At 61.3% G+C, this 12270-nt stretch carries 11 protein-coding genes; all 11 read right to left on the bottom strand.

Annotation, left to right across the window (positions count from 1 at the left end):
* Positions 1 to 54: 54 nt before the first annotated feature.
* The 11 genes from ribH to coaBC all read right to left on the bottom strand — a co-directional run bounded on the left by ribH (position 55) and on the right by coaBC (position 12267).
* Positions 55 to 537: a 6,7-dimethyl-8-ribityllumazine synthase gene (gene ribH / locus ABZS45_RS04630; RefSeq protein ID WP_412100836.1), complete on the bottom strand. Its 483-nt coding sequence runs from the start codon at positions 535 to 537 to the stop codon at positions 55 to 57.
* Positions 538 to 586: 49 nt separating this feature from the next.
* Positions 587 to 1849 (bottom strand): bifunctional 3,4-dihydroxy-2-butanone-4-phosphate synthase/GTP cyclohydrolase II, encoded by a 1263-nt coding sequence (locus ABZS45_RS04635; protein ID WP_412100837.1) that lies wholly within the window; start codon positions 1847 to 1849, stop codon positions 587 to 589.
* A gap of 11 nt (positions 1850 to 1860) precedes the next feature.
* The gene (locus tag ABZS45_RS04640) at positions 1861 to 2499 is read right to left on the bottom strand and encodes a riboflavin synthase (protein ID WP_412100838.1); all 639 of its coding nucleotides are present in this window, start codon (positions 2497 to 2499) and stop codon (positions 1861 to 1863) included.
* A gap of 96 nt (positions 2500 to 2595) precedes the next feature.
* Positions 2596 to 3624 carry a bifunctional diaminohydroxyphosphoribosylaminopyrimidine deaminase/5-amino-6-(5-phosphoribosylamino)uracil reductase RibD gene (ribD, locus tag ABZS45_RS04645; RefSeq protein ID WP_412100839.1) on the bottom strand — a complete coding sequence of 343 codons (1029 nt, stop codon included), beginning with the start codon at positions 3622 to 3624 and terminating at the stop codon, positions 2596 to 2598.
* Entirely contained in the window at positions 3621 to 4298 is a 678-nt protein-coding gene (gene rpe / locus ABZS45_RS04650; protein ID WP_412100840.1) for a ribulose-phosphate 3-epimerase, read from the bottom strand. Before rpe ends, ribD begins: the two co-directional genes overlap by 4 nt.
* Positions 4299 to 4326: 28 nt before the next feature.
* Positions 4327 to 5925, bottom strand: coding sequence for an RsmB/NOP family class I SAM-dependent RNA methyltransferase (locus ABZS45_RS04655; RefSeq protein WP_412100841.1), 1599 nt, complete (start codon positions 5923 to 5925; stop codon positions 4327 to 4329).
* Positions 5922 to 6920, bottom strand: a complete 999-nt coding sequence (fmt, locus tag ABZS45_RS04660; protein ID WP_412100842.1) for a methionyl-tRNA formyltransferase — start codon at positions 6918 to 6920, stop codon at positions 5922 to 5924. The genes ABZS45_RS04655 and fmt overlap by 4 nt, the downstream gene beginning before the upstream one ends.
* A gap of 89 nt (positions 6921 to 7009) precedes the next feature.
* Positions 7010 to 7519, bottom strand: coding sequence for a peptide deformylase (gene def, locus ABZS45_RS04665; RefSeq protein ID WP_412100843.1), 510 nt, complete (start codon positions 7517 to 7519; stop codon positions 7010 to 7012).
* Positions 7520 to 7614: 95 nt separating this feature from the next.
* Complete coding sequence (locus ABZS45_RS04670) at positions 7615 to 9657, bottom strand: primosomal protein N' (protein ID WP_412100844.1); 2043 nt, start codon at positions 9655 to 9657, stop codon at positions 7615 to 7617.
* Between the two features lie 11 nt (positions 9658 to 9668).
* Entirely contained in the window at positions 9669 to 10892 is a 1224-nt protein-coding gene (gene metK / locus ABZS45_RS04675; RefSeq protein ID WP_412100845.1) for a methionine adenosyltransferase, read from the bottom strand.
* 94 nt (positions 10893 to 10986) lie between these two features.
* On the bottom strand, positions 10987 to 12267 hold the full coding sequence (coaBC, locus tag ABZS45_RS04680; protein WP_412101141.1) for a bifunctional phosphopantothenoylcysteine decarboxylase/phosphopantothenate--cysteine ligase CoaBC: 1281 nt from the start codon (positions 12265 to 12267) through the stop codon (positions 10987 to 10989).
* Positions 12268 to 12270 lie beyond the last annotated feature (3 nt).

Here is a 12270-nt window from a genome sequence, read left to right on the forward strand (position 1 = left end):
GGCAGGCCACGGCTCTGTGCTGATATGCAGGGCGCCGTGGTTGCGCGTGGCAGCCTACTTTAGGTTTGACTCATCCAGTGTACGCAAGGTGTGCACGGTTTCTAAAGCTGCCTGCATGGCCTCTGCACCTTTATCTTCCGCGGAGTCTGCAAAGCCAGCACGATCAACTGCTTGCTCATAGTCGTTGACGGTGAGCACACCGTTAGCCACTGGAGTGGATTCATCGAGCGCGATGCGGGTCAAGCCCTGGGTGACGGAATCACACACATAATCAAAGTGCGGAGTACCGCCACGGACAACACAGCCCAATGCCACCACGGCGTCATGCGTGCGCGCCGCGGCCTGGACCACCACGGGGAGTTCCAGAGCGCCCACAACGCGCAGCGGGGTGACAACGGCACCGGCTGCTTCAGCGGTCTCCAGTGCGCGACGATGCAGCTGATCACAAATCTCGGCGTTCCACGTGGCGGTGACAACCGCGACGCGGAGTCCTTCACCCGAGACATTCTTCGGGGTTGGCAAGCCTTCCTTGCTCATTGGGTGCTCCTTTGTTTTAGTTTTCAGCGCGATTTTCCGGCTTAATGCCCTAAGAGTGCTTCTGGTCCCACTCAGCGACCTGTGGCAGATCATGCCCCATCCGGTCGCGCTTCGTGCGCAGATAGCTGATGTTCTCCGCCGTGGCGGGGGTAGCCAGCGCGGTGCGTGCGGTGGCGTCAATGCCAAAGCCCTGTAGACCCTCGCCCTTGTGCGGGTTATTGGTCAAGAGGTTCACGGACTTCACGCCTACATCCCGCAGGATTTGGCCGGCCACGGAATACTCGCGGGCATCTTCCGGCAGGCCCTGCTCCACGTTGGCATCAACGGTGTCCATTCCCTTGTCCTGCAGGCGATAGGCTTTGAGTTTATTCACCAAACCGATGCCGCGGCCTTCCTGTCCGCGCAGGTAGATGACGATCCCGCGTCCTGCTTCTTGCACCGCACGAAGGGATTCCTGCAGCTGTGGGCCACAGTCACAGCGCTGAGAGGCAAAGACGTCCCCTGTAAGGCACTCAGAGTGGACGCGAACGGGCACATCCTCCGCACCAGAATAGCTCTCCACGTCACCGACGAAGAGGGCGATGTGCTCGCGCTTATCGACGTCACTCGAATAACCCACCGCGCGGAACTCGCCGTACTCGGTGGGCAGGCGGGTTTCTACCTTGCGGCGAACCTGTTGTTCGTTGTGACGACGCCACTCGATGAGCTGCTCGATGGAAATCATCGTCAGCCCGTGAGCGTCGGCAAAGCGGCGCAGCTCCGGCGAGCGGGCCATGTCCGTGGGGTCCTCTTCGGAGACGATTTCACACAGCACGCCGGCTGGGCGCAGACCGGCCAGCCGGGCCAAGTCGATGGCAGCTTCCGTATGCCCATCGCGCTCGAGCACACCATTCGGGCGGGCAGCGAGCGGGACCACGTGGCCAGGGCGTGTGAACTCCGACGGTTCAGAGGAAGGATCAGCCAAGCGCCGAATGGTGTCGCAGCGCGAGGTGGCGGAGATACCCGTCGAGCCATTAGCCAAGTCCACCGTCACGGTGTATGCAGTCTGGCGCACATCCTGGTTAACCGCCAGCATTGGAGGTAGGTTCAACCGCTCACAGTCTTCCGGGAGCAGCGGCGCGCAAATGTAGCCGGAGCTATAACGCACCATAAAGGCCACAAGCTCCGGGGTGGCGAGCTCAGCGGCGAAGATAAGGTCGCCTTCATTCTCGCGGTCCTCATTATCTACGACGACGACTGCCTTGCCGGCCGCGATGTCGGCGATGGCTTGGTCGACGCTATCTAAACTAAAAGCTGAATCTGCAGCGCTCATAAGGACTAACTCTATCCCTCTGTTCCCGCGCCGTGGGCGTTAGGGTGAACCATTTTCTCCACATACTTGGCAACCACGTCTACTTCGAGGTTTACTCGGGCGCCTGGCTTCATGGAACCAAAGACGGTATCGCGCAGGGTGGTGGGAATGAGTGAGACTTCAAAGAAGGCTTCCGCACCGGGCTCTTCCTGCCCATCTGACAAGGCCGATACCGTCAGGGAGGTCCCCTGCACCGCGATGGAGCCCTTTTCCACCACGTAGCGCGCCAGCTCAGCCGGCAGACTAAAGCGCAATACCTCCCAGTGCTCTGAAGGCGTGCGGGACAGCAAGGTCCCGGTGCCATCAACGTGTCCCTGCACAATGTGGCCGCCCAAACGCGTCGTCGGGAGCACCGCACGCTCGAGGTTAACCGGCGAGCCCTCCGCGAGCTCGCCGAGAGAGCTACGGTCTAAGGATTCCTTCATGACATCGGCGATGAAGGTCCCTTCTCCTAACTCAGCCACGGTCAGGCACACGCCGTTGACCGCGATGGAATCACCTAGTTGCGCGTCACTCAATACGGTAAATGCCGCAATACCCAACCGCACGGCATCACCCTGCGGTTCGACGCTATCGACGTGGCCGATCTCCTCAACGAGTCCGGTAAACATAGACCGCACTCCCCTTCCCTTTTAACTCTCTAAAACTTCTAGCCCTTGAATCTTCTACCCAGTGAAAGCTTGCCAGCTTTCACTGTTTCCCAGCTTTCAAAGCTTTTCATCCTTGCGATATTCCACGAGCAGGTCCTCGCCGAACTCGGTAACCGCGCAACGCCGCCATCTTTGGGCGCGGGCTAAGTTCGACGACACAGCACTGGTGAGAACGCCCCTGCCTTCACCGAGGATGACATTTCCTATATAAGCCTGGATCCGGTCGACACAACCTAGCTCCATGAAGCTTGTTGCGAGCCCCGCGCCGCCTTCAACGAGGATGTCGCGGGCGCCGGTAGCATAAAGCTCAGTTAGGGCCTCCTCTGGCGAGGCATAGTGCTCAAAACCTAGTCTCTCAAGGTTGGTTTGTCCTCCTTGAGACACATCCCGGGAGCCGATGACAACACGCCGCGGTTGCTGCGGGCGCAAGGAACCATCCGCAAAGCGCGCCGTTAAAGACGGGTTATCCGCTAAGGCTGTGCCAGTTCCGATGAGGATGGCATCGCGCTGAGCTCGGTCACGGTGCACACGCTCGCGGGCCTGCTCCCCCGTGATCCACTGGCTGCTGCCATCTACCGCGGCGGTGAAACCATCCAGGCTCTGTGCGAACTTCAACGTGACGTGCGGCCGACCGAGGGCGACGGCGCACAGCCACGGCTCCAACGCATCTGCTCTTTGTGCCGGTTCCGAGAGCTGTCCCACGGTGATACCGGCGCGGCGCAGAGTGGTTGACCCTCCCCCAGCTTGCGGGGTGGGGTCTGGGTGGAGGTAATACACGGCGGCCACGGAGGCATCGATAAGCGCCTGCGCGCAGGGCCCAGTTCGACCCGTGTGATTGCAGGGTTCCAAGGTGACCACCGCGGTTCCACCGCGTGCCTTGTCTCCCGCATCGCGCAGCGCCATGACTTCAGCATGCGGTCCGCCCGGGGGCTGGGTTGCGCCGACGCCAACCACCTGCCCAGCGGAATCAAGGATGACTGCGCCGACCGGCGGGTTTGGGCTCGTTTTACCGCGCACCTGCTCGCCGGCCTCCATGGCTAGGTGCAACGCTTGCGAAAGGACAGCAGAATCGTGGAGTGGCTTCACAGCGTAGCCAGTCGGCGCAGCTCCTCGACGGCCGCCGCCTTATCCGCTTGCTTGTAAATAGCCGAACCCGCGACGAAAGCATCGCAGCCCGCCTCAGCGGCGGAGCGGATCGTCTCTGCAGAAATGCCGCCATCGATTTCGATGAGGACATCGAGGCCGCGCTCATCGATGGCTGCGCGCAAGGTGCGCACCTTGTCCAGCTGATCCGGCATAAAGCTCTGACCACCAAAGCCGGGCTCGACAGACATGACGAGAACCTCGTCGAAGTGCTCCAAGGCATCCAGCCAGGGCTCAATCGGGGTGCCCGGCTTGATGGAGAAGCCCGCGCGCACCCCTAGGTCACGGATCTTGCGGGCCAAGGCGATGGCCGCTTCCTTATCGGCCACGGCCTCGACGTGGAAGATGATGCAATCAGCCCCGGCCTTGGCGTAGGTTTCCACCCACTGCTCCGGCTCCTCAATCATGAGGTGAACGTCGAGGGTCTGCGGGGTAATCCCGTCCACCGTCGCCGTAATATCCGGGCCGAAGGACAAATTGGGCACGAAGTGTCCATCCATGATGTCAACGTGAATCCAATCCGCGTTGGCCACGGCCTGAACCTCCTCACCCAAGCGGGTGAAATCAGCGGCCAGAATAGATGGGGAAATGATGGGACCAGACGAGTGTGCAGACATGACACTCAGCCTAGTCCCTCACACGGCGCTAGTCCGCTACTCGGCGGAGGACGGCGAAAAACATTGCATCTGTGCCGTGGCGGTGCGGCCACATTTGGGCGGAGAGTTCGCTGCCGAGGTCTTCCATTTCCGGCAGCACCTCCCGCGCATCCAGCTCCTCGATACGCGCCTCTGCCCCGGCTCCATGGCGCTCCAAGGCCGCATCCACAATGCCTCGGGTCTCTCGCAGATCGGGCGAGCAGGTGGAGTACACCACAACACCGCCGGGGCGCACGAGCTCTAATGCGGATTCGAGGAGCTCGCTCTGGAGTTTGTTGAGCTCCGCAATATCGGACTCGGCCTTGCGCCAGCGAGCCTCTGGGCGGCGACGGAGCGCACCCAGGCCGGAACAGGGGGCGTCGACAAGCACGCGGTCGAAGCCTGCACCGAGACCCGGCGCACGACCATCCGCACGATGCACGCGGACAGGTAGGTCTCCCACGGTCTTTTCCACCAAGGTAGCGCGGTGCGGAGAGACTTCTACGGCATCGACTTCCGCCCCCTCAATGCGGGCGATGGCACCCATCAAAGCAGCCTTGCCACCGGGACCCGCACACAAGTCCAACCAGCGTCCGGTGTCGTCGCCGATGAGTTCAGCTTCCGTTACTGCGCGTGCGATCAGCTGCGATCCTTCGTCCTGGACCGCTGCCAACTTCTGACGAACGGGCTCTAGCGAGCCCGGGTCACCCTGCTCAAGATACACCGCATAAGGCGAATAACGCCCTTCCTCACAACCGGTAATGAGAGCAAGCTCTTCCGCAGAGATTTCGCCGGGCCGCGCCACCAAATGCACCAGGGGCCGCTCAGAATCCGCTCCGAGTGCGCGTTCCAACTCCGCTGTCTGCTCGGCGTTGAGCTTGTTCTCACCAGCGGCGTCCAGCAGGCCCAAGGCGCGTCCGAAAGAGCGGGCAATCCACTCCGGGTGGGCATGGCGGAAGGCCACAGCCGCGACCTCTTCCTTTGGAGCAAGCTTGTCTAGCCACTCTTGCGCAGGTGTGCGGGTGATGGTGCGCATAATGCCGTTGGCAAAGCCCTTGGCCTTTTCGTGGCCAGCTGCCTCCACGAGGCGGACGGTGGTATCGACCGCCGCATGCGCTTCAACGCGGGTGTATAGCACTTGGTAGGTGCCCATTCGCAAGGCGGTGAGAACGTCAGGTGCAATGGCCTCTAGGCCGCGCGAAGCGCACTCGGCGATAACCGCATCAAGCACGCCTTCGCTGCGCAGCGTGCCGTAGGTGAGTTCCGTAGAGAAGGCTGCATCACGCCCGCTAAGGTTGTTCGCGCTTACTGCCTTTGGCAGCGTGAGGTTGGCAAAAGCATCATCGGCCTCCACACGCTGCAGTACCTCGAAAGCTACCGCGCGTGGGACATCGACTCCGCAGCGCCGCGCTGCGGACATGAAGGACGCTGACTGTCCGTCCCGGCGGCTGTGCTGGCGCTGTCCGCCTCGATGCTCTCGCTTTCCTTTAGCCTGGCGGTTCGTACCGCCACGTGCGGTTCTGCGTCCACCGCCGCGCTGCTGTTCGGCGCGCTCGGTGCGAGCTGCCGGATCACCGGACTTGCTGCGGGATCGGAAACCTCCACTCATGAAAACTTCACCTCATCCTGGCCGCCCTCTGCTGCTTGGGAAGCCTGGCTAGAAAGCCCGCGGCCCCAGTCGGCGGCATTCATCATCTTTTTGCCGGGCGGTTGGATCTGGCCTAGGCGCACCGGGGTGCTTCCGGTACCGACCATTACCTCCTTCTTCGCCACGTGTACTTCGCCGGGTTGCAGCGAAGTCAACGCGGTAGTGTCTGGCAGCTCCTCTCGTTCTGCTGGCTCCACGACGCTGACCGGACCTACTTTTAAGCGCGACTCCCCCAATAGGGTCCACGCGCCCGGCCCTGGAGTATGCGCACGGATATGGCGATCGACAACGTCAGCCTGCGCGGTCCAATCGATTCGGGCGTCTTCCGTGGAAATCTTGTGCGCGTAGGTGGCCTCACCCGCCTGCGGCTGCGGGGTGATGCTGCCATCTTCCAACCCATTCATCGTCTCGACGAGAAGATCACCGCCGGTATACGCCAAGCGCGTCAGCAGGTCATCCGCGGTATCAGTGGGCCGGATTGTCTCTTCCATGGTGGCCAAGATATCCCCGGTGTCCAGACCTCGATCAATCCGGAAGGTTGTAGCACCCGTTCGCTCATCTCCCGCAGCAATAGCAGCCTGCACTGGGGCAGCACCACGCCACGCTGGGAGAAGGGAAAAGTGCAGGTTGACCCAGCCGTGCCGGGGAAGGCTCAAGAGGTCCTCGGTGATCAGGTTTCCGTAGGCGACCACTGGAATGGCCTCGGGGGCGATCTCTGCTAGCCGTGCACGCAATGCATCGCCATCCTCGGTGCCCGGCTTGAGGGTGGTCGGCGTGAGCACCTCGATACCGTGTTCCTCAGCTAGGGCTTTCACGGGGCTCGGATGCAAGCTGCGTCCGCGACCACGGCGGGCGTCGGGCCGAGTGATGACTGCGGCTACCTCATGATGGGACTCGATAAGCTTCTGCAAAGCCACAACAGCGGGCTCGGGGGTTCCGGCAAAAATAATGCGCACTGTGAAAGCAGGCCTTTCTTAGTTCACGTTGTTTGGGTTTAAGTTTTTAATCGATGTGGGGCCACACTGGCATCAGAGCGTGCGCGCGGCTATGAGTTAAACCACTCCGCTTGGCGGATGGTCTTCATAGATTCCTTGCGCAGTTCTCCGCTCAGGCGCTGGAGGAACAAGACACCGTCCAAGTGATCTGTTTCGTGCTGTATGCAACGCGCCATAAGCCCCGAAGCCAGCATCGATACAGGTCGGCCCTGCGGGTCGTAGCCGCGCAGACGCACCGTGGAGAACCTTTCGGTGGGCTGCGAAATACCTGGGATGGACAGGCAGCCCTCAGTTCCTAACTGCATGTCCTCCCCTACCGCTTCCCACTCTGGGTTGATAACCGCACCGCGCAGGCCGTTCTGAAAGTGTGAGCAATCGAAGACGAAGATGCGCTTGGTCACACCAATCTGGTTGGCGGCTAATCCGACTCCCCCAGCATCTTCCATGGTTTCCAGCATGTCCTGGGCCAAGCGTTCCAGTGACGGCCCGAACTCGGTGATCTCCTCGGCACGGGTGGTCAGGACCGGATCGCCATAAAGGCGAACCTCGCGCACAGTCATAGTGGTACTCCTCGAGGGCTAAACAGTGTGTCGGCTACCGAGAATAGTTCACCTCCAGCAGCGCGCGCCCGCCAGGGGTGAAAAGGAAGCAGCCGTTAACCAATGTTGATTGGGTCCACGGTGATGCGCAGCGGCAACACATCCTTGCGTGCACTGCGCACGGAATTAGCCCTCCTCAAAGCCTGACCGAGCTCTGAACGCGGACCTAGTGGGGTACGAATCAATAGGCGCTGCGGCTCACCGCCGCGCTCATGGTCATAATCACCTGGCAGGCTCACTCCCGGCGGCAACGGGACGGGACCGAGAAGCTCCGCATGTTCCGGCAATTCCGCCAACTCCAAAAACGCATCGAGGGAAGCATCGGCGCCGTCGACGGCCGCCATATGCACAGCAGGTGGAAAGCGTACCTCGCGGCGTGCCTGCAATTCCGCTGCTGCAGCTCCCACCATGTCCCAGCGGCTCAAGAAGCCCACGAGTGGCAGCTGCTCATCGGCGGCAACGATCACCGCACCGCCGTCGCGTGCCGGCGCGACGAGAGTCGCTGCAGCCGCCCACTTGGCCAAAGTGTCCTCCGTGGCTCGCAGATCCTGGCGACCCAGCAGCGCCCCGGTTTCCACCAAGAGGGCGGCGCCGTAGTGCCCACCCTCCGCGATGCGCGGTTCCGCGCCCGGTGTAGCGATAACCAACGCGGGACCGGCTGGGATCTCATCGAGGACTGTGGATCCGCCCGACTGAATCACCCTGGTATTGGGAAAAGCGCGGCCCATCTCCTCCGCCGTGCGTTCGGAACCCAGCACGATGGCGCGCAGCCGAGGCGAGCCGCATTCGGAGCACCGATAATGAGCGTCAACGCGCCCACACCACCGGCACGTCGGCAGCGCAGCCGAATCTGTCGATTCATCCCTCGAAGCACCAGCGGAAGGCAGACCCAAGGGGCCATTGCAATGACGGCAACGCGCCGGGGACGCGCAGTGCCCACAAGCCAAAATCGGCGCATACCCCTTACGCGGGACCTGTACGAGAACGGGCTCACCGCGGTCGAGCGCCGCACGTGTGGCCTGAAATGCCGGGCTACTGACAGCCGTCGTCCCGCCCTGCATGTGGCGGGCCAGATTAATCCCGTACGCACCCACCGCAAGGATGTTGGGACGCCTCTTCTCCAGCGCCGTGTCGCTAGGTAAAAGATCGTGGGCCCACCCCGATTCAACAAGCAACTGCGCTTCTGCGGTGCGCGCATGGCCGGCGAGAATAAGGCTGCAGCCTTCCTGTGCCGAGCGGGTGCTGAGCACCTCCCTCGAATGGGCATAGGGCTTGAGGTTATCCACCAAATTATCGTCGCCGTCATTAAGGACAACGGCCAGCTTGAGGCCTTTGACTGGGGCAAAGGCTGCGGAGCGGGTACCGATGACGATCCGGGCTTGACCAGTTAAGGCGGAAAGGTAGCGACGATAACGGGCCTGGGGCCCAGTACTGTGCGCGAGGACAGTGATTTGTTTGGCAGAAACGTGGCGGCGAAACGCCGCCTCTAAGCAATCCAAGTCACGCTGATCGGGGACGACCATGAGCACGCCCCCGCCCTGCAGGGCCACGCTGGTTCCAAGGGCTGCTAACGCACCGGCCCAGTCTTCCCCGGGTGCTATCTGCCAGGCTGCCCGGGCAATGTGCCCTGACAGGATCGAATCTACGAAGGACTCCCCATGCTGGTAGCCCGACCACGCGGAAAGATCCGGATGCTCGGCAGTGCCAAGTTCCTCCCACGGCGTATCCACGTCTGCTTCTTCGGCCTTGGCGTGGCGCGCCGGGATTGCGGTGCGAATGATGTCGGAGCGCACGCCACCATAACGAGCCGCGAGGGATTCGATGAGCGCTGACATTGTCGGGGTATATACCGCATAAGGAGAAATGACGCGATCAATATAACGAAGCGAACCCGCATAGTCGGAGTCGCTAGCCCGCGACAACAAGATGGCGTCAACCAGACGGCCGTTGAAGCGGATGCGCACTCGCACTCCGGGCTGGGCAGCCTGTGAATCCGATTCATCAATGAGGTAGTCGAATTCTCGGTCCAAGTGGGCCACCCCTAATAAAGGCAACACCCGCGCGACCGGTTGCTGGGCGGCGGGTGTCTTCTTGGGCATAGGGCCCGATTCTACAGGCCGGCGGCGCGACGCAGGCCGTCGGCTCGCGAGGTGTCCTCCCACGGCAGATCGACATCGGTACGCCCGAAGTGTCCATAGGCTGCAGTCTGACGATAGATTGGACGCTGCAGGTCGAGCTCGCGAATAATCGCGGCCGGGCGCAGGTCGAAGACCTTATTCACCGCTACCTGAATGTCAGCGTCGCTCAATCCCTCGTGGGCAGTGCCGAAGGTCTCCACATACAGACCGACCGGCTTTGCACGTCCAATGGCATAGGCAACCTGCACCTCGGCACGGTCAGCCAGGCCAGCGGCCACGATATTCTTAGCCACCCAGCGCATAGCATAAGCCGCGGAACGGTCCACCTTGCTTGGGTCCTTACCGGAGAACGCACCGCCACCGTGGCGGGCCATGCCACCGTAGGTGTCCACGATGATCTTACGGCCGGTCAAGCCCGCATCACCCATGGGTCCGCCCAGAATAAAGGAGCCGGATGGGTTGATGAGAAGCTCAGTATCTTCGGTGTAGTACTGGCCCAAGTCAGCATCGTTCACGACCCACTCGACGACATGGGTGCGAAGTTGCTCGGCCAACCACTCCTGGGTCACATCCGGATCATGCTGCGTGGAGATGACGATCGTCTCCAAGCGCGTCGGGACATCATTTTCGTCGTAAGCGAAGGTGACCTGAGTCTTTCCGTCGGGGCGGAGCGAAGGCACGATACCTTCCTTGCGGACGTGGGTAAGACGGCGCGAAAGGTGGTGAGCCGTCGAAATCGGCAGCGGCATAAACTCTGGAGTTTCATTCGTTGCGTAGCCAAACATGAGGCCCTGATCACCAGCACCATACTGGTCATCATCCTCAAACGTCCCCGAACGCACCTCTGTGGAGGCGTCGACGCCGGCCCCAATCTCCTGGGACTGTTCACCAATGGCCACGTTGACGCCGCAGGTGTGGCCATCAAAGCCCACATCGGAAGAGGTAAAACCGATCTCCACAAGGGTCTTGCGGACGATCTGCGGGATTTCAACATAACCGGAGGTGCGCACCTCGCCCACGACGTGGACTTGGCCCGTCGTCACGAGAGTCTCCACAGCGACGTGGGCGTCAGGATCTTCCTCCAGGAGGGCGTCAAGAATGGCGTCTGAGATCGCGTCACAAATCTTATCCGGATGACCTTCTGTCACGGATTCGCTAGTAAAAAGGCGCACCGCCTGAGCAGCTTTATCAGTCACAAATCTTCCTTAAACTAATTCCGCGCGCCGTGGGCAGGACTTCGCCTCGCCCACGCCCCGGTTGATAACACCGCCCCATCGTAGACCAAGCGGTCTATGACTGCAAGAACGAGTGCTCCTTTTCCAACATTTCATTCACCACATCAAGAATCTGTGCGGCCACAACTTGCTTTGAGCCCGGGGCCACCACCACTGGGTCGGAAGAGCGACGAAGGATCCACCCGGCACTCGTGGCTTGGCCAAAGACCTTGCCCTCTCCGACCTCATTAGCCATGAGCACATCACAGCCCTTCTTCATAAACTTCTTCTGGGCATACTCGAGCACGCTAGTAGTCTCATCACCAGTCTCCGCAGCAAAGCCAACGATGATTGCCTCGCGCTTAACCTCACCATTCTCACGCCGCTGCACTAGGCCCTTGAGTATGTCCGGGTTCTCCACGAGCTCAAGGCTGGCCAAGTCCTCGTCGGCTGCGCCCTTCTTCATCTTCGAATCCGCCACGGACGCGGGACGGTAGTCGGCAACAGCTGCGGCCATGATAATGATGTCGGCATCGGCAGCTTCGCTGTTCATCGCCTCCTGCATATCCCGCGTCGATGTCACGCGCACCACGGAAGCGCCTGCAGGGATGGGAAGTGCTTCAGTAGTTCCAGCAACAATAGTGACATCTGCCCCGCGTTGCGCAGCGATCTCCGCCAAGGCAAAACCCTGACGTCCAGAAGAACGGTTGCCAAGGTACCGCACTGGATCGAGGTTCTCGTGGGTACCTCCGGCAGAGATCACAACCTTCCGGCCCTGCCAATCATGCTCCACGCGATGCCCCGCGATAATCGTGCGAGCAAACTCCGCTATCTGTTCTGGATCTGGTAGGCGGCCGGCACCCGTATCGGTACCGGTGAGACGGCCATACGCCGGCTCCATCACAGTGATACCGCGGCGGCGGAGCGTTGCCACATTGTCCTGGGTTGCCGGGTTCAGCCACATCTCCGTGTGCATGGCGGGGGCAATGATGACGGGGCACGTAGCAACCAGCACGGAAGCGCTCAAAAGATCATCAGCGCGACCACAGGCCAACCGGGCGATAAGATCGGCGGTGGCAGGAGCGATGACGACCGCATCAGCCTGCTGCCCCAAGGAAACGTGTTGGACCTCATCCACGGCATCAAAGACGGTTGTGGAGACCGGGTGTCCTGACAAAGCTTCGAAGGTGGCCGCCCCAACGAAGTTCAATGCGGCCTCTGTGGGAACGACGCGGACATCATCGCCGTGTTCTTTAAAATCCCGAATAAGGTGACACGCCTTATAGGCAGCAATGCCGCCTGCCACGCCGATAAGGATTCGGCGGCCCCCTGCGGGTTTGGGCGACGCAGGTCTCAACTC

The organism is Corynebacterium aurimucosum, from assembly GCF_046895345.1.
GTDB lineage: Bacteria > Actinomycetota > Actinomycetes > Mycobacteriales > Mycobacteriaceae > Corynebacterium > Corynebacterium aurimucosum_G.